The 16,570-nt window shown below is 32.0% G+C and carries 22 protein-coding genes; 5 read left to right on the top strand and 17 right to left on the bottom strand.

What is annotated here, in order from left to right:
• Position 1: 1 nt before the first annotated feature.
• Entirely contained in the window at positions 2 to 685 is a 684-nt protein-coding gene (locus ACNC7R_RS00980; RefSeq protein ID WP_417939128.1) for a ComF family protein, read from the bottom strand.
• A gap of 310 nt (positions 686 to 995) precedes the next feature.
• Here ACNC7R_RS00980 and ACNC7R_RS00985 point away from each other — a divergent pair, with 310 nt between their 5' ends.
• The 5 genes from ACNC7R_RS00985 to ACNC7R_RS01005 all read left to right on the top strand — a co-directional run bounded on the left by ACNC7R_RS00985 (position 996) and on the right by ACNC7R_RS01005 (position 6,783).
• Positions 996 to 2,537: a glycine--tRNA ligase gene (locus ACNC7R_RS00985; protein WP_417939129.1), complete on the top strand. Its 1,542-nt coding sequence runs from the start codon at positions 996 to 998 to the stop codon at positions 2,535 to 2,537.
• A gap of 187 nt (positions 2,538 to 2,724) precedes the next feature.
• A complete protein-coding gene (locus ACNC7R_RS00990; protein ID WP_417939130.1) occupies positions 2,725 to 3,537 on the top strand; it encodes a LytR/AlgR family response regulator transcription factor in 813 nt (270 codons plus the stop codon).
• 173 nt (positions 3,538 to 3,710) lie between these two features.
• Positions 3,711 to 3,947: a hypothetical protein gene (locus ACNC7R_RS00995; RefSeq protein ID WP_417939131.1), complete on the top strand. Its 237-nt coding sequence runs from the start codon at positions 3,711 to 3,713 to the stop codon at positions 3,945 to 3,947.
• A 108-nt stretch (positions 3,948 to 4,055) separates the two neighbouring features.
• Entirely contained in the window at positions 4,056 to 6,101 is a 2,046-nt protein-coding gene (locus ACNC7R_RS01000; protein ID WP_417939132.1) for an ATP-binding protein, read from the top strand.
• Positions 6,091 to 6,783: a response regulator gene (locus ACNC7R_RS01005; RefSeq protein WP_417939133.1), complete on the top strand. Its 693-nt coding sequence runs from the start codon at positions 6,091 to 6,093 to the stop codon at positions 6,781 to 6,783. The genes ACNC7R_RS01000 and ACNC7R_RS01005 overlap by 11 nt, the downstream gene beginning before the upstream one ends.
• A gap of 82 nt (positions 6,784 to 6,865) precedes the next feature.
• On the opposite strand, the gene thiL is transcribed toward ACNC7R_RS01005, so the two are convergent.
• From thiL to ACNC7R_RS01085, 16 genes are all read right to left on the bottom strand, one after another.
• Positions 6,866 to 7,912, bottom strand: a complete 1,047-nt coding sequence (thiL, locus tag ACNC7R_RS01010; protein WP_417939134.1) for a thiamine-phosphate kinase — start codon at positions 7,910 to 7,912, stop codon at positions 6,866 to 6,868.
• 131 nt (positions 7,913 to 8,043) lie between these two features.
• A complete protein-coding gene (locus tag ACNC7R_RS01015; protein ID WP_417939135.1) occupies positions 8,044 to 8,478 on the bottom strand; it encodes a VOC family protein in 435 nt (144 codons plus the stop codon).
• A 238-nt stretch (positions 8,479 to 8,716) separates the two neighbouring features.
• Positions 8,717 to 9,253 (bottom strand): hypothetical protein, encoded by a 537-nt coding sequence (locus tag ACNC7R_RS01020; RefSeq protein ID WP_417939136.1) that lies wholly within the window; start codon positions 9,251 to 9,253, stop codon positions 8,717 to 8,719.
• Between the two features lie 231 nt (positions 9,254 to 9,484).
• Positions 9,485 to 9,844 (bottom strand): 3-hydroxyacyl-ACP dehydratase FabZ family protein, encoded by a 360-nt coding sequence (locus ACNC7R_RS01025; protein WP_417939137.1) that lies wholly within the window; start codon positions 9,842 to 9,844, stop codon positions 9,485 to 9,487.
• A 233-nt stretch (positions 9,845 to 10,077) separates the two neighbouring features.
• Complete coding sequence (locus tag ACNC7R_RS01030) at positions 10,078 to 10,524, bottom strand: hypothetical protein (RefSeq protein WP_417939138.1); 447 nt, start codon at positions 10,522 to 10,524, stop codon at positions 10,078 to 10,080.
• Positions 10,525 to 11,042: 518 nt separating this feature from the next.
• A complete protein-coding gene (locus ACNC7R_RS01035) occupies positions 11,043 to 11,189 on the bottom strand; it encodes a hypothetical protein (protein WP_417939139.1) in 147 nt (48 codons plus the stop codon).
• Complete coding sequence (locus tag ACNC7R_RS01040) at positions 11,186 to 11,413, bottom strand: hypothetical protein (RefSeq protein WP_417939140.1); 228 nt, start codon at positions 11,411 to 11,413, stop codon at positions 11,186 to 11,188. The genes ACNC7R_RS01035 and ACNC7R_RS01040 overlap by 4 nt, the downstream gene beginning before the upstream one ends.
• A 222-nt stretch (positions 11,414 to 11,635) precedes the next feature.
• The gene (locus tag ACNC7R_RS01045; protein ID WP_417939141.1) at positions 11,636 to 12,244 is read right to left on the bottom strand and encodes a hypothetical protein; all 609 of its coding nucleotides are present in this window, start codon (positions 12,242 to 12,244) and stop codon (positions 11,636 to 11,638) included.
• Positions 12,245 to 12,250: 6 nt separating this feature from the next.
• Positions 12,251 to 12,406: a hypothetical protein gene (locus ACNC7R_RS01050; protein WP_417939142.1), complete on the bottom strand. Its 156-nt coding sequence runs from the start codon at positions 12,404 to 12,406 to the stop codon at positions 12,251 to 12,253.
• Between the two features lie 17 nt (positions 12,407 to 12,423).
• Positions 12,424 to 13,023: a hypothetical protein gene (locus ACNC7R_RS01055; protein WP_417939143.1), complete on the bottom strand. Its 600-nt coding sequence runs from the start codon at positions 13,021 to 13,023 to the stop codon at positions 12,424 to 12,426.
• Positions 13,024 to 13,087: 64 nt separating this feature from the next.
• Positions 13,088 to 13,696, bottom strand: coding sequence for a hypothetical protein (locus ACNC7R_RS01060; RefSeq protein ID WP_417939144.1), 609 nt, complete (start codon positions 13,694 to 13,696; stop codon positions 13,088 to 13,090).
• 6 nt (positions 13,697 to 13,702) lie between these two features.
• Positions 13,703 to 13,858, bottom strand: a complete 156-nt coding sequence (locus ACNC7R_RS01065; RefSeq protein ID WP_417939146.1) for a hypothetical protein — start codon at positions 13,856 to 13,858, stop codon at positions 13,703 to 13,705.
• 17 nt (positions 13,859 to 13,875) lie between these two features.
• On the bottom strand, positions 13,876 to 14,268 hold the full coding sequence (locus tag ACNC7R_RS01070) for a hypothetical protein (RefSeq protein ID WP_417939147.1): 393 nt from the start codon (positions 14,266 to 14,268) through the stop codon (positions 13,876 to 13,878).
• 71 nt (positions 14,269 to 14,339) lie between these two features.
• A complete protein-coding gene (locus ACNC7R_RS01075; protein ID WP_417939148.1) occupies positions 14,340 to 15,503 on the bottom strand; it encodes an IS4 family transposase in 1,164 nt (387 codons plus the stop codon).
• A gap of 286 nt (positions 15,504 to 15,789) precedes the next feature.
• Positions 15,790 to 15,942 carry a hypothetical protein gene (locus ACNC7R_RS01080; RefSeq protein ID WP_417939149.1) on the bottom strand — a complete coding sequence of 51 codons (153 nt, stop codon included), beginning with the start codon at positions 15,940 to 15,942 and terminating at the stop codon, positions 15,790 to 15,792.
• Positions 15,943 to 15,959: 17 nt separating this feature from the next.
• Positions 15,960 to 16,568 carry a hypothetical protein gene (locus tag ACNC7R_RS01085; protein WP_417939150.1) on the bottom strand — a complete coding sequence of 203 codons (609 nt, stop codon included), beginning with the start codon at positions 16,566 to 16,568 and terminating at the stop codon, positions 15,960 to 15,962.
• Positions 16,569 to 16,570: the final 2 nt, after the last annotated feature.

The raw sequence follows: 16,570 nt of genomic DNA on the forward strand, positions 1-16,570 counted from the left end.
TTTAAGAATTAGCCATAGCCATGCACACAATACTGATTTTTGTTCCGGGAATTTTGAGTAATGCCCGTGAGCAGGCTTCTAAGGTGGCACCTGTTGTAAGAACATCATCGACAAGTAAGAAATGTTTGTTGTGATTTTCTTCTGAAAAACGCACATCAAATATATTTTCTATTCCTTCTGATCTTCCCAAAAGGTTTTTTTGGGATTGTGTTTTCGAATATTTTTTCCGAAACAAAATAGTTTCATTATAGTCAATATTCAGTCCTTTTGATAAAGCATTACCAAAATTCGCTACCTGATTATAGCCCCTTTCCTTAAATTTCTTTCGATGAAGCGGTACAGGAATTACAGCGTCAAAAGGTACTTTAGGCTGAATGCTTTTTAAATCTTCTACATACCAGTTTCCCAGAACTGTTCCAATTTCTTCGAATCCTTTGTATTTCAAATTGTGTATTAGTTCCTGTACAATTCCTTTTTTGTTAAAATACAAAAATGCCGATGCATGTTCAATGTCAATTTTGCCATAAAATTTCTTGACGGCCTCATTATTAGTATCTAAATGATATTGTGTTAGAGGTATTTCATGCCGGCAGCTGGTGCATATAACATTTTCGTTTGTCATTAAAAGGGAATGACAGCCGGCGCACACTTTAGGAAAAAAAAGATTTTTTAAAGATTCTAGCATTTGTAGTATTATTTTAAAAAATAAATGTAAGATAAAATTTATAAAAAAATACAATTAATTGAATGGTTTATTTTATAAAAAATAGTTCATCTAATTGAATAATGAGTTTTTTAACGACTGGCTTTGGATTTTATTTTAGATGTAAATCAATAGTTGATGGACCAAAACAAGGGCTTCTTTATTATAAAAAATATAAATTTCTATCAGGAAACAGAAAAACCGTGATTTATTTCTAAAAAATTAGTAATCACTGGGAATCTTCAACTATTTTTCTTTTTTTTAAATTCACTTTTTATATTTTTGCACCACTATGGCAAAACAAGAAGATATATTTAAGAATGCGGTTTCGCACGCAAAAGAGTACGGATTTATTTTTCCGTCAAGCGAAGTATACGACGGATTGAGCGCAGTATATGATTACGCTCAAAATGGTGTCGAATTAAAAAAGAATATTCGTGAATACTGGTGGAAATCAATGGTTCAGATGAATGAAAATATTGTGGGTCTTGATGCTGCAATATTGATGCACCCGACAACCTGGAAAGCTTCAGGACACGTTGACGCCTTCAATGACCCATTAATTGATAATAAAGATTCTAAAAAAAGATACAGAGCTGACGTTTTAGTTGAAGACTTTGCTGAAAAAATTCACCAAAAAGCGCAAAAAGAAATTGACAAAGCAAAAGCCCGTTTTGGTGATGCTTTCAATGAAGAGGAATTTAAAACAACAAATGCCCGAGTAATTGAATATTTAGCCAGAGAAAAAGAAATCAGAGAGCGTTTAGGGCGTTCTTTAGGAAACGGAGATTTAGAAGATGTAAAAGCTTTAATCGAAGAGCTTGAAATCGCTGATCCTGAAACAGGCTCTAAAAACTGGACAGACGTTAAGCAGTTTAACCTGATGTTCGGAACTAAATTAGGAGCCTCTGCAGAAAATGCAATGGATCTTTATTTACGTCCGGAAACGGCTCAGGGTATTTTTGTTAACTTTTTGAATGTTCAGAAATCTGGCCGTATGAAAGTTCCTTTTGGAATTGCTCAAACCGGTAAAGCATTCAGAAACGAAATTGTTGCAAGACAATTCATTTTCCGTATGCGTGAATTCGAACAAATGGAAATGCAGTTTTTTGTACGTCCTGGAGAAGAGATGCAGTGGTACGAGTACTGGAAAGAAACACGTTTGAAATGGCATTTGTCTCTAGGATTAGGAAAAGAAAATTACCGTTTTCATGATCATGAAAAATTAGCACACTACGCAAATGCTGCTGCTGATATTGAATTTAATTTCCCATTTGGATTTAAGGAATTAGAAGGAATTCACTCCCGTACAGATTTTGATTTAAAAGCGCACGAACAATATTCCGGAAGAAAACTGCAATATTTTGATCCGGAACTCAATGAAAACTATGTTCCGTATGTTGTAGAGACGTCTGTAGGTCTGGATCGTATGTTTTTAGCTGTTTTTGCAACATCGTTGCAGGAAGAAGTTTTAGAGGACGGATCGACTAGAACTGTGCTGAAATTACCAGCCGTTTTAGCTCCGACAAAAGCTGCTGTTCTGCCTTTAATCAAAAGAGACGGATTACCTGAGATTTCTAAAAAAATCATCGAAGATTTAAAATGGGATTTCAATGTTTCTTACGATGAAAAAGATGCGGTTGGGCGTCGTTACAGAAGACAGGATGCATTAGGAACTCCATTTTGTATCACGGTTGATCACCAAACTCTTGAAGACGAAACTGTCACAATTCGTCATAGAGATACGATGAAACAAGACCGGGTTAAAATCTCTGAACTAAGAGGTATTATCGAAAACGAAGTTTCAATGAAAAACTGGCTCATGAAAATGTAATTTTTAATTTTCAAAATATTAGATCCCAGATTCCGATTAGGAGTTTGGGTTTTTTTATGCCTTTAAGGCAAGTGTTTTTGTTTATCTGGATAGGTATTTCAATATTTTTTATAACTTTAGATGTTCACTTTTTAAATTAAATATCTCCAAATTTTAAGATTAACCCCATAATTTAATCACAAAAACAATGAATTACACCTACATTATTATAGATGATGATTCGGTAAGTGTTGAAAGAATCAGGAAGCTGGCAAATGAGTTTTCAGAGCTGAATTTTATAGCTTCTGCAGATAATTATAACGATGGTATAAACCTGATCTTAAAACACACGCCTGATCTGGTTTTTTTAGAAATTGATCCCAAAGATAAAGCCAGCGGACTCTCTCTGACTTTAATTAATGGCTTATTAATGTATTTAAAAGAGCTGCCAAAAATTATTGTCACAACAAAAAGTAAAGATTTAGCGTTTGATTGTATTCAGTATGAAGTAAATGATTATTTTCTAAAACCAATTGAAGCAATTGACCTGGTAAAGTTGATTCATAAATTGAATAAATTATACAACGAGGATGAAGTGCTTCTGGTTCAAAAACTTAAGCCAAAAAAAAAGCAAAATCAGGAAGAAGGAAGTCAAATCAATAAAAATCGAAAATCCTTTATTTTATGTGTAAAATCATATGGCGATCACCGTTATATTGATTCAAATGAAATCTGTTATTTTCAGGCAGATAATAATTCGACTGATATTCATCTGAAAAGTGGAGAAATGATTACAGCTTTTAAAACCTTAAAACATTTTGAAACCGTTTTGTCTAATCCATTTATCAGAATTCATAACAGTTATATAGTAAACAGAAATTATATTTCGAGGATCCACACAGGTAACTCCTTATGTTATATTAAAAAAACGACCATAAAACTCCCGTTTTCAAAGTCTTATAAAGCAAATGTAGATTTCATAATTAGTGAATTTGCCAATGAAAATTATATAGAAACTTAAAATAAAACCATCTGCTCTGATTTGCTATCCATTCACTAATGAACGGATAGCATTGACCATAAACGCCTTTTTTTTAGGTGATTGTTGCCCTTTACTGTTTAGTTTTACCAAAGAATTCCGGACGAAACGGAATAAAAAAAGTAAAAAAGTATAACAATATAAACTCGACAATCATGAAAAAATTAGCTTTAACAACTGGATTATTTTCTTTAGTAATGGTATTAACTTCTTTTAATACTTCTGCAAAAACTACTAATGATACTTTAATAAACAATACAACAATTGGTATTGATGGAAATCAGTCTGCAGGACAAAGCAGAAAAGTGGATATGATGGGCTCTGATTTATCAAATCAAAAACTAAGCATTGACGGAAATCAGTCAGCAGGACAAAGCAGAAAAGTGGATTAATTAGCTGTAATTCATTTTAAATATAGGGAAGGCCGTCTAATTTAGATGGTCTTTTTCTTTATGTCTAATGTATAGTTTTGTATTTTTGAGTAAATTTTTAAGACAGAATTGAAAAAAAACTATCTGATATTACTTATTTTTTTGATTAGCTGTACGAAGCAAAATGAAAGTATTCGTGTATCCAGTCAGTCAAGAGATAGTCTTGATCTGTATTTGTCGTTGGCTAACGAATACGAGTTACCTGTCTCAATAAAGCAAAAGTACAATCAAAAGGCTTTTGAAGTCATTATGAGCCAGCCCGATGATTCAATTAAAAGGGTAAATCTTTTTAAAGTTGCCAATCGTTATTTTAATATGAGAGATTGGAGCAATTATAATAAAACCGTTAAAATTGTCTTAGAAAAAGCTGAAAAAGCAAAGGATTCGGTTTCAATGTCTAAAGCTTATATTTATTTAGGGGATTATTACAGTTCTCAAACATCTTCAGATAGTGCATTTGCCTTTTATTATAAAGCGGAAAAACTGTATTTAGCAAGTAATGATTTTTATAATTTGGCTAAAACAAGACTGAGCAAGGCTTTACTGCAATATAACGAAGGTGATTTTTATGGCAGTGAGAAGGCTATTTTTAATGCCTTAAGAGTCATCAGGGGGAAAAACAATAATGATATCTTATATGAAGCTTATAATCTGCTTGGAATTCTATACAACGAATTAGGGGAGTACGAAAAGGCGATTGAATTTCATAATAAAGCCATTGCTAGTATAGATGATAAGATCATACCTGCTGAGTTCCAGTCAAAAGCAACGTCCTTAAACAACCTTGGATTCGTATATCAAAATCTTAATGATTACAAAAAAGCCAATTTTTATTTTCAGGAAGGATTAAAAGAAAAAAATCTCTTTAGTCAAAAGCCTGAATTATATGCCATTCTGATGGATAATTTAGCGTATTCCCAGTTTAAATTAAATCAAAACAAAGAGCTTCCGGGTTTATTTTACAAGGCACTCAAAATAAGGGATAGTTTAAAGCTGACAGCAGGTATAACAGCGAGTAAAATGCATTTATCAGAGTATTTTGCTGCAAAGAAAGATACGGCAAAAGCTTTGCACTATTCAAATCAGGCACTTATAATTTCAAGACGTACCAAAAATTTTCGTAATGTACTGGTCGCTTTAAAGCAGTTATCTTTAATACATCCCAAAAAAGCGTCAAAATTTTCAGAAGATTATATTCGCATAAATGACAGTCTGCAAAAGGCTGAACGCAAAATGGGGGATAAATTTACCCGAATAGAATACGAAACCAATGAAATAAAAAGCGAAAATTCGAGTTTAGAAATACAGAACAGGACTTTGGTGTATGTTTTTAGTATTCTTTCACTGATAGGTTTGTTTTTGTACATATACAAAACTCAGCAGGCAAGAAACAGAGAATTGCTTTTTAAGCAGCAACAGCAAATTGCCAACGAGGATATTTATAATTTGATGATTTCGCAGCAAAATGCAATTGAGACTATGCGAATCAGGGAAAAGAAAAAAGTGGCCCAGGAACTGCACGATGGAGTTTTAGGGAGAATGTTTGGTATCAGGATCAGTTTAGACAGCCTTGATAAATTAGATGAAGAAGAAGCAGCTGATAAAAGAAAAAAATACCTGCTTGAATTAAAAGAGATTGAACAGGATATCCGTGAAATTTCGCATGATTTAAACAAAGAAAAATCCGGAGTGATTAATAATTTTGTTGCGATTTTAGAAAAACTATTTCAAAATCAGACCAATACATTCGATACAAAATTGGTTTATAACATTGACTCGAATATCAAATGGGATCTGGTAAGTAATGTTGTTAAGATCAATTTATATAGGATAATTCAGGAAGCGCTTCAGAATTGTAATAAATATGCAAAAGCAAAAACAATTACTATTGAATTTAAAAGTGAGATCAATTATTTAGTTTTATCAATATCGGATGATGGAATAGGGTTTAATACTCATAAAACCAAAAAAGGGATCGGGTTGCAAAATATTGAATACAGAACGGCAGAATGCAACGGAGATGTCGAAATAAACTCGGAAAAGGGGGAAGGAACTATTATTCTTGTAAAGATACCAATAGATCAAAAAATAAATAAAATTCATAATGAAAGCTGATTTACCACCATCGCTTAAGCTAACAAGCAATATATTGATTGTAGACGACCATCCGTTTATTATTGAGGGTTATAAAAATGCTATAACACGTTATAATCCGGAAAGCCACGAGTTTTTGATTTCGCAGGCCAAAGATTGTAAATCGGCTTATGAAATTATTACCAGCCCTGAAACTATTCCTTTCGATATTGCGTTTTTAGATATCAGCATGCCTGCTTATGATGAAAAAGAAATTTTTTCAGGAGAGGATATAGCAAAACTAATTCTGGAATACATGCCAAACTGCAAGATTATCCTGCTTACCATGTATACCGAATTGCTCAAAATTAAAACCATTATCCGTACCATACAGCCCAATGGCCTGATTATTAAAAATGACCTGACATTTGATGAATTGCTTTTTGCTTTTGATAAAGTGATGAAAAGCGATAAATATTACAGTCAGTCGGTTCAGAAAATGCTCAATCAGTCGCCTCATAACTCAATTGAAGTTGATGAATTCGATAAACAGATTTTGTTTCATTTGTCTAAAGGAACTTCTGAAGAAGAAATGCCACATTATATCCCTATTTCCTTAAACGCCATCAGAAGACGAAAAAAAGGTCTTAAGGAACTTCTGAAAATAAAAACAGATTCAGACGATGATTTAGTAAAAGAAGCCAAAAGCAAGGGACTTTTTTAAACGAATATCCAAAACTAAAAAATCCAAATTCCAATATATTGTATCGTTGGAATTTGGATTTTTTTATTTGAAATTTTTAAAATTACTCAGTCAGGGCATCCCAGCCTCTTGCTTTTAAGGCAATTTTAGTATTCGCTCTTGTCACCAGATGAATTCCTTCGCTTTCATCTGTCATGTGTCCAATTATGGAGAAGTTTGGATTTCCTTTTATTTTGTCAAAATCATTAATATCGATTGTAAACAGCAGTTCATAATCTTCACCGCCGTTAATCGCAACGGTTGTGCTGTCAATATTAAATTCTTCGCAGGTCGAAATAAACTGAGGATCCAGTGGCAGTTTGTCTTCGTATAAATTACAACCCACTTTTGACTGCTTACACAAATGAATAATTTCAGATGAAAGTCCGTCTGAAATATCAATCATTGCCGTTGGTTTTATATCTAAAGCATGAAGTAGCGTGCGAACATCTTTTCGGGCTTCTGGTTTTAATTGTCTTTCCACCAAATAAGTGTAAGGATCTAAGTCCGGCTGATTGTTTGGGTTTACCTGAAAAACCTGTTTTTCACGTTCCAACACCTGTAACCCCATATATGCTGCTCCAAGATCGCCTGTTACCACCAATAAATCGGTTTGTTTTGCTCCGTTTCTGTACACGATTTCATCCGCATCTGCTTCACCAATTGCTGTGATACTGATAATTAGTCCTTTTTGAGATGAGGTTGTATCACCGCCAATAACATCTACTTTATACTCTTGTGCAGCGCGAGTAATCCCTTCAAATAATTCTTCTAAGGCTTCTAATGGGAAACGGTTAGAAACGGCTACAGAAACCGTTATTTGCGTTGGTTTGGCATTCATAGCGCAAATGTCAGACACATTCACTACAACAGATTTATATCCTAAGTGTTTCAATGGCATGTAAGCCAGATCAAAATGTACACCTTCAATCAGTAAATCGGTTGAAACGACTACTTTTTTATCCTTAAAATCAAGGACAGCTGCGTCATCGCCAATGCTTTTTAAAGTCGATGCTTGTTTTACATCAAAATGCCTGGTTAAATGTTCTATTAAACCAAACTCGCCTAATTGCGCTATACTGGTACGTTGTGGATTTTTATCTTCGATCATGTTGTTCTATTGCTTTTAGGTTTTACCAAGGCTGCAAAGGTACGAAGTTGAGGGCTGATTTGCTATACAAGAAATTCCATTATTGATTTGAAACAGGAATTTAGCTTTTGGGATTTTGTATCGCTTAAATATTACCCTTTGTAATTTGGGTCAAATTCTACCATCCATTCAATGCCAAATTTATCCCTGAACATCCCGAAATAAGATCCCCACGGGCTATCTGCAATTGGCATTTCTATTTCTCCTCCGGCGGAAAGGCTATGAAATAATTGGTCTGCTTCTTGTTTGCTTTCAGTAGTAATTGAAATCTTACTTCTGTTTTCATTCTCGTTTACTTTTCCTAAAAAATCCGGGACATCATTTCCAATCAGCCTGTTGCTTTTACCAATAGGCAAGGAAATATGTAAAATCTTGTTTTCATCATTTTCAGCTACCGGAAAATCAGGCCCCGCTAAATCTTTTAAACGAACCACTTTTGAAAATTCTCCGCCAAATGCAGCTCTGTAAAATTCAAAAGCTTCCTGGGCATTGCCATTAAAATTAATGTGTGGATTGATAAGTGCCATAGTTTTTTTGTTTGATAGTTGTTGGTGGTTTACGAAGATTTTACATTTCCGTCTTATCTCTCTGATTTGTTTTTTACCATAGAATGCCCCAGATGGGACTAGGCTACAAATTAGTCTAATAAAGAAGGGCAAATCGACTGCATAATAAGAGCCGTATGAATCGAGAGGTTCACGTACTGTTCTGTGAGAGGTTTAGGGGTGAGATTTCCCTTTACCTACTCGACTAGTGGCTGGTAATTTATTCTTGTTGAATCCATTCGTATTTTCCATTCTTTAGATAAATTATTCCTCCTCCACAACTTTCTTCTGCGTGTATAAATATTCCATCATTCAAGAGTTTGACTTTATCAGATTCTTTTATTTCTTCATCGGTTAATATTTCTCCATCTTCATTTACATTATTCCAATAGATTTCATTTTTCGGTGCTTTTTCAAAAATTCCCGCCCAATCAATTTCGTCAAAACCTTGCTCTAATATATTATTGCCCATTCCGAAATAATCAGTTCTATTTCCGTTTCCAAAGATTATTCTCAAACCGCTTTTTCCGTTTTTCGTACTTCTAACAATTTCAACTATTTCATTCAAATTATCTCCGTCTAAATCACACAGGATTTTGTTTGTTTTGTGTTTTTTTGAAATTTGGATTGTGTCAATATTTTTAACCTCGGTTTCTCTTATTACAATCGTATTAGATTCTTTATTCTGGACTTTTTCGGATTCTTTTTTACAAGAAATAAAAAGTAGGATAAGAAGTATTAAGAGTCTAATTTTCATATTTAGGTTTCTGCTTTTTTTTCGGTTTGCTTGCCACTAACGTTTTGCCACTTTGAGATGGCTGGAAGTTCGAAATCGCTCAGTTTTCGGCTTAACGAAAACTTGATGAGAAACTATAATTTCACTAAATTCCAGCTAGCTCAAAATGGCGGTTGTGCGTTCGTTTTTTATTAATATTTAGTCAATTCTCGCACAAAGCCAAGTCGCTTCAAAAATGGGTTCATTTTTAGCTTATGCAATTCCAGATTGTTTTATTAATTTGTTACTTATCCTAATATTTTTAATGACATATTTAATTTCTTCGTTATAAGTCACTCCTTTTAAAAAAGTCACATTTTCCATACTTGCTAGTCCGAATAATCCATCTGCAAGTCTAGCTTTTTTCACGCCTGCACCTCCACACTGAGCCATTGATTCGACTAAAATCATTCCAGGAATAAAATTAAATTCGGGAAAACTACCTGTTAGCATATCGTTTGATTTGTCAAAACTTTTAATTCCGATAATTTCTTTTTCATTTGCGGTTATGATTTTATCTACAAATAAAAAAGGAAATCTATGTGGAATTAATTTTTCTATTTCTGTTTCCATTTTATCTTCTGTTTTTTCTTTTTTTCTCAAAATACGCACAACATTTTGCGGCTAACCGAAGGTGGCGATTTCAAAGCACTTCACTGTCAACCAAGCAGAAACTTTGATAGAAGCACAAAGCTTGATTTATTCACTGAACCGCCACTTTTGGGTAGGTGCTGCTATGCCTTCGTTGTTCTTCTTTGCTGTTAATATTCAGTATGTTTTGTCTTGTGGTAGTTATCATTTTAGTTTTACATTATCCATTCAAAATTTTTATATTTCTCTTCCATTTTATCCCAAAATCCATCACTCCAATCCATTACAACAGCAGGTTGCCAATCTTTTGGTAAGTCTTTTAAAATAGCGTCTACCATTTTACTTCCATTTCCTTTGACTGGGGAATTAATGTCAAAAAAGTCAATTGTTTTGTAGTCTGTGCTGTATAAAATTTGTATTCCTATTGCAGTGTCGTGATTCATATGTGTAATTGGAACTTTTGGTCTGTTCGGATAATTTTCACTTGAAGCAGAAAGTGATTCGTCTGTTATTCTTACATACTTTATAAAATCCAAGTCAGCGAGGTTTTTTGCCATAGCAATAATTTCTGTTGGCAATTCTTTCACTTTAGTTATTACCCAAAATTGTTTTCCATTTTCGTTGTAGGTCAAAAACTCCTTTTCAAATTCTTTCCTTTTCATTCTTTTGTCTTACTCTGATTTTCTTGTCTGTTTCGGTCGTTTTACAATGTGGTATAAATATTATTTATATGCGCCACAAAGTAGCGCCAATGTACCCGAAATTGGGTGTATATACGAATGTTTGGTACGTTTGTATACTTTCAAAAATAACCAAAAAAAGATTACAAATTACCAAAAATTATTTGGTCTGCTCTCTCCTTCTCAAAAAGATATATTCCATAAAATGTTATTTATAGTCGCAGACTTTGAGAAGTTTTGAATCTAAAAGAACATTAAAAAATTGCGCAAATTAGAAGACATTTTCCAACGTTTCATTAGGAAAACTTTGTGTAGGAAAACACAACAAAACCATCTGCGAAACCACTTTAAAAAAAGAGGACACTAAATCCTCTTGAAATTCTTGTGACTCTTTTATCGAAAAACCCATAGGAATGGATGTTGAGCGGTTCCGTTCAACACGGGCTTCATTATTGGTGTTTCGCACGCAACGAATCCCTTGCTGTTACCTGAAGTACTTCTTACAGTTTTATTTTTACAATTTTATTGTCTTGTATGATTACAAGTTCACTTTTACGCTCTTTTTTGAAGTCAAGCATTTTCTCATAAGCTTTTTCAAGCCCTTTTAAGATTTTGTTTCTGCGTTCTATTTTTGCTTCAGGTGTCATAAGTAATTTTTTAATTCGTTAAACTTTTGTTCATCAAGAATGTTTAATTCGTCACTACTTGATTTTTCAGCTATTAATTTATGCTTACCTTCTGAATTATCAAAGATAAGAACTTGATCTGTAATAGGAATGTAAATTTCGAATAAGTTTTTAATCCCTTTAATATATCTTCGTTCAATAACATCTACAGGAGTGCCGTTATGATACTCGTCAAAAAGGCTCATAAAATAAGCATGTATTGTTTCATGAAGAATTGATGCGGCAATAAATAACTGTGTCTTATCAACATAGTCAGTGTTAATATAAATCGTATAGTTATTGACTGATTCCTTTTTGGTGGCAGCTGGAGCTCGTCACCAGATGGGAGATTAGTAATGCTGGCGAAGTTTGAATTTACAGAATATTATTTTACCCAACAGGTGAAGAATAATAACCTCAGATCGTTTTTAGTTATATATTTCGTCATCGACTTCCTGAACGACTTTCCACTTACGGTTTATTTTTTCCATAAGTAGGATTGATGCATTACCTAATAATTTATCATCTGTATTGGTCTTCTGTAAAGTAAAAACAGCATATTTTTTATTATTATAATAGATTACCTCTGAAAAAGAGAAAACATCTAACAATTCTTTAAAATCAAATTCTTCATATTTCCCTGGGTTAGGAAATTTTTCTAATTTTATAAACGTGATGTCATTATGTTTAAAGTCATTTTTTGTCCAATAATTTCCTTTTATCCAATAATCAGGATGATTAAGGTCTTCATATTTTTTTTTCATATTTTCCCATAGAGCTTCATTATATATAGGTTCTTCAACACCGTATGCTTTTATAGTTGTTTTAGATTCAGTAGAATATAAGGTTTCACCTTTAAAAAAGCCAATTGTAATATTGTTATTTATTTTTTCTTGAATTATCATTATTTTTTTATTCTTCAAGTCTAACGAAGTTAAATAATCGTTTATAGGAGCATTTTTGCTTTTACTTGTAGAACAATTACTACTAGATAAACTGATCATCAAGCTAATAAATAGAGAAATATATTTTTTCATAGTGTCTTAATTACAAGGTTTTCCAATTGTTGTTTGACCGTTTACAGTAGTGTTAACTCTACTTTCAGCGTCATATCTTCCTTTTATTCGAAGGTAATCCGGACTCCCTACAGGGAATTTCTCTGCAAATACAGGAGCCTCCTGCAAACCTCCCCAAGCCAAATCGATCTGGTTAAAACCTAATAATAAGCCCCGTCTGTTATTTCTTTAACGAATATCCATTTGCCTTTTTCCTTTTTCATAATTACAATGTATATAATGTTTATAAATTGTCGTGATGTAGTGGTTTTAGATGCAGCAAAAACAGCGTATTTTTTTTTGTAAATCATCGGATCTGAAAATGAAAAAGTAGGTTTTGAGGGTATTTTATCCATATAATCATTACCTATGTATGGTTTTGGAAAAACCTTTTCGGTCATCCATTTCACTTTAAAATTTTTAAATTCTTTTTGTTTCCATAATGAGTTTCTCAACCACAAAGAATCGGTGTCTTTATTGCGGTATTTTTCGTTTATTTCATTCCAATATTTATCTTCGTAAATTCTTGGATTCTCATCAACTACTTCCATCATATATATACTAGCATCTTTAAACTCAACTCTCTCTTTCCATAAGTCTAAAATGTAATTATTATTAATTTTGTTTGTGATAATTACTATAGAATCATTGGTTTTAATGTTTTCTCTTAAGTAGGTATTTATAGGCGCAATGCGTTTATTTGTAGAAGAACAGCTATAAATAAGCAATAATAAACCAATTATATAAACATTTTTTTTCATACTATATTATTACAATTTGAAGAACATTATAAAAATCATTATAATAATAACCTCAGATCGTTTTTTAGTTATATATTCCGTCACTTACTTCCTGAACTATTTCCCACTTACTATTTATTTTTTCCATAATTAGTATAGATGCTTTACCTATAAAAAGAACGTCTGTATTGGTCTTCTGTAAAGTAAAAACAGCATATTTTTTATTATTATAATAGATTACCTCTGAAAAAGAGAAGACATCTAAAATTTCTTTAAAATCAAATTTTTCATATTTCCCTGGGTTAGGAAATTTTTCTAATTTTATAAACGTGATGTCATTGTGTTTAAAGTCATATTTTGTCCAATATTTTCCTTTTATCCAATAATCACGATGATTAAGGTCTTCATATTTTTTTTTCATATTTTCCCATAGAACTTCGTCGTAGATAGGTTCTTGTGCACCTTCTCCTATTATAGTTGTATTAGGTTCAGCAAAATCTAAAGTTTCGCCTTTAAAAATACCAATTGTAATATTGTTATTAATTTTTTCTTGAATTATCATTATTTTTTTATTCTTCAAGTTTAACGAAGTTAAATAATCGTTGATAGGAGTATTGGTTCTTTTAATTGTAGTGCAATTACTAACAAATAAACTAATCATCAAGCTAATAAATAGAGAAATATATTTTTTCATAGTGTCTTAATTACAAGGTTTTCCAATTGTTGTTTGACCGTTTACAGTCGTGTTAACTCTACTTTCAGCGTCATATCTTCCTTTTATTCGAAGATAATCCGCACTGCCTACCGGGAATTTCTCTGCAAATATCGGAGCCTCCTGCAAACCACCCCAAGCCAAATCGATCTGGTTAAAACCTAATAATAAGCCCCATCCGTTATTTCTTTAACAATTACCCATTTACCTTTTTCTTTTTTCATAATCATAAAAGATATAGGATTTATAAATTGTCTTCCTGTTGTTGTTTTAGCAAAAGCAAAAACAACAAATTCTTTTTTGTAAATCATCGGATCTGAAAATGAAAAAGTAGGTTTTGAGGGTATTTTATCCATATAATCATTACCTATGTATGGTTTTGGAAAAACCTTTTCGGTCATCCATTTCACTTTAAAATTTTTAAATTCTTTTTGTTTCCATAATGAGTTTCTCAACCACAAAGAATCGGTGTCTTTATTGCGGTATTTTTCGTTTATTTCATTCCAATATTTATCTTCGTAAATTCTTGGATTCTCATCAACTACTTCCATCATATATATGCTAGCATCTTTAAACTCAACTCTCTCCTTCCACAAATCCAATATGTAATTACACTAGTGTCCACTTAAAATAAGTTAAAAACCAGCTGGTTAGTATTATGTTCATTGATATTATTGTAATCTGATTTCATAAGTAGTTCATTTACAGATGTTTTATCGAGTAATGATGCGGATAAAATTTGTAGAATTTCGTAGGTTGAGCGATTGATTTTTAAATCTTTTGCTATTATAGAGACCAAGCAGTAAGTCACAATTGCTACATTAATTTGAATACGAACAGCATTTTCTGTTGTTTCCCAAAAGGTCTTAACTTTTAGGTGCTGTTTTATCCATTTAAAGAACAGTTCTACTTGCCATCTTTGTTTGTAGAGTAGTGCAATATCTTGAGCTGATAATTCAAAATTATTGGTCAAAAAGACTAACATTTTTTTATTTTCAGTATCGAAAAATTTTACTTTTCGTATCTTTTCTGGATAATGTTTTGAGGTATAAAAACCTTCTATTTTACCGATTTGGTCATATTTAATTCCAGTGGTTTTATCAATTTTTGAAGAATACATTCTTTTAAATTTCACGTTAGATTTTGCTCTAACTACAAAATAAGCATTAGCTTTTGTAATTCGAAAAAGTCGATCATAATCAACATAAGCACGGTCAAAAATATAATAAGCAAATGGTTCATAATCTATTACATCCATTGCCTTAACATCGTGTACATTTGCTTCTGTAATGTGAATAAATACCGGGATTTGCGTGTTAATATCAAAGAGAGTGTGCAATTTTATCCCTGCTTTAGTTTTTCGAAAGTGAGCCCAGCAAAATACATTCAAGCATAGATCAATTGTTGAAGAATCAAAAGCATAAATATTGCCTTTTATTTCAAAGGTATCATTGCTTTTTTTATCTTGGGCAATCAATATTAAATGATTGGCAAACTCTTCAAATATTTTATAATTACGATTTTCATTAGCTTTGGATAAATTACTACGAGTTACATTTTTGCCAAATCCTAAATGATATGATTTTGATTGATGTGCTTCTATAAGAATTATCAAATCCCTTAAACTTTCTCTTGCTGAAAGTTGACCAAAAAGCATACATAATAATTGATTCCAACAAGTAAAATGTTTGACCGATTTATTGCCAGAATATTTACTAGTTAACCTGTCAAAAACACGTTGAGGAAGAAATTCAATCAGTTGAGAAAAGACATATTTACCGTGATTCATATTCGTAATATTGATTTACGAACATAATAATCATTTCAAATCGTCACGCTCTAAAATGACTCTCAAAATACAGATTTACAATAATTTCAAAGAACTTATTTTAATTTTTAGTGGACACTAGTGATGTAATTATTATTAATTTTGTTTGTGATAATTACTATAGAATCATTGGTTTTAATGTTTTCTCTTAAGTAGGTATTTATAGGCGCAATGCTTTTATTTGTAGAAGAGCAGCTATAAATAAGCAATAATAAACCAATTATATAAATATTTTTTTCATAAGATATTAATTACAAGATTTTCCTATTGCTATTTCTCCATTTATTGTTCGATTAAAACCTTCAGCATCGTACCTTCCTTTTATTCGAAGATAATCTGCACTCCCTAAAGGGAATTTCTCTGCAAATACAGGAGCCTCCTGCAAACCACCCCAAGCCAAATCGATCTGGTTAAAACCTAATAATAAGCCCCATCCGTTATTTCTTTAACAATTACCCATTTACCTTTTTCTTTTTTCATAATCATAAAAGATATAGGATTTATAAATTGTCTTCCTGTTGTTGTTTTAGCAAAAGCAAAAACAACAAATTCTTTTTTGTAAATCATTGGCTCTGAAAATGAAAAAGTAAGTCTTTCGGGTAATTTATCCATCGCTTCATTGTATTTATTATATAGGTAAGGTTTTGGAAAGACTTTCTCGGTCATCAATTTCACTTTAAAATTTTTAAACTCTTTTTGTTTCCATAATGAATTTCTCAACCACAAAGAATCGGTATCCTGATTGCGGTATTTTTCGTTTATTTCATTCCAATATTTCTCTTCATAAATTCTTGGGTTTTCATCAATACTTTCTCTCATATCCGGATTAGCATCTTTGATATTAACTCTCTCCTTCCACAAATCCAATGTATAATTATTATTAATTTTGTTTGTGATAATTACTATAGAATCATTGGTTTTAACGGTTTCTTTTAAATACGCATTTATAGGTGCAATGCTCATATTTGTAGAAGAGCAGCCATAAATAATAAATAATAAACTAACTATATAAATATATTTTTTCATGG

Origin of the sequence: Flavobacterium adiutor (assembly GCF_048282555.1) — a bacterium.
In the GTDB taxonomy this organism is placed as follows: domain Bacteria; phylum Bacteroidota; class Bacteroidia; order Flavobacteriales; family Flavobacteriaceae; genus Flavobacterium.

Bases quoted from the DNA above. Each gene is read 5' to 3' on its own strand.
- thiL (WP_417939134.1), bottom strand. From the start codon at position 7,912: ATGATCGAAGATAAAAATCCACAACGTACCAGTATAGCGCAATTAGGC.
- ACNC7R_RS01040 (WP_417939140.1), bottom strand. From the start codon at position 11,413: ATGAGCCTTTTTGACGAGTATCATAACGGCACTCCTGTAGATGTTATT.
- ACNC7R_RS01085 (WP_417939150.1), bottom strand. From the start codon at position 16,568: ATGAAAAAATATATTTATATAGTTAGTTTATTATTTATTATTTATGGC.
- ACNC7R_RS01060 (WP_417939144.1), bottom strand. From the start codon at position 13,696: ATGAAAAAATATATTTCTCTATTTATTAGCTTGATGATTAGTTTATTT.
- ACNC7R_RS01070 (WP_417939147.1), bottom strand. From the start codon at position 14,268: ATGATGGAAGTAGTTGATGAGAATCCAAGAATTTACGAAGATAAATAT.
- ACNC7R_RS01055 (WP_417939143.1), bottom strand. From the start codon at position 13,023: ATGAAAAAAAATGTTTATATAATTGGTTTATTATTGCTTATTTATAGC.
- ACNC7R_RS01005 (WP_417939133.1), top strand. From the start codon at position 6,091: ATGAAAGCTGATTTACCACCATCGCTTAAGCTAACAAGCAATATATTG.
- ACNC7R_RS01025 (WP_417939137.1), bottom strand. From the start codon at position 9,844: ATGGAAACAGAAATAGAAAAATTAATTCCACATAGATTTCCTTTTTTA.
- ACNC7R_RS00980 (WP_417939128.1), bottom strand. From the start codon at position 685: ATGCTAGAATCTTTAAAAAATCTTTTTTTTCCTAAAGTGTGCGCCGGC.
- ACNC7R_RS00995 (WP_417939131.1), top strand. From the start codon at position 3,711: ATGAAAAAATTAGCTTTAACAACTGGATTATTTTCTTTAGTAATGGTA.
- ACNC7R_RS01035 (WP_417939139.1), bottom strand. From the start codon at position 11,189: ATGACACCTGAAGCAAAAATAGAACGCAGAAACAAAATCTTAAAAGGG.
- ACNC7R_RS01020 (WP_417939136.1), bottom strand. From the start codon at position 9,253: ATGAAAATTAGACTCTTAATACTTCTTATCCTACTTTTTATTTCTTGT.
- ACNC7R_RS01075 (WP_417939148.1), bottom strand. From the start codon at position 15,503: ATGAATCACGGTAAATATGTCTTTTCTCAACTGATTGAATTTCTTCCT.
- ACNC7R_RS00985 (WP_417939129.1), top strand. From the start codon at position 996: ATGGCAAAACAAGAAGATATATTTAAGAATGCGGTTTCGCACGCAAAA.
- ACNC7R_RS01030 (WP_417939138.1), bottom strand. From the start codon at position 10,524: ATGAAAAGGAAAGAATTTGAAAAGGAGTTTTTGACCTACAACGAAAAT.
- ACNC7R_RS01045 (WP_417939141.1), bottom strand. From the start codon at position 12,244: ATGAAAAAATATATTTCTCTATTTATTAGCTTGATGATCAGTTTATCT.
- ACNC7R_RS01015 (WP_417939135.1), bottom strand. From the start codon at position 8,478: ATGGCACTTATCAATCCACACATTAATTTTAATGGCAATGCCCAGGAA.
- ACNC7R_RS00990 (WP_417939130.1), top strand. From the start codon at position 2,725: ATGAATTACACCTACATTATTATAGATGATGATTCGGTAAGTGTTGAA.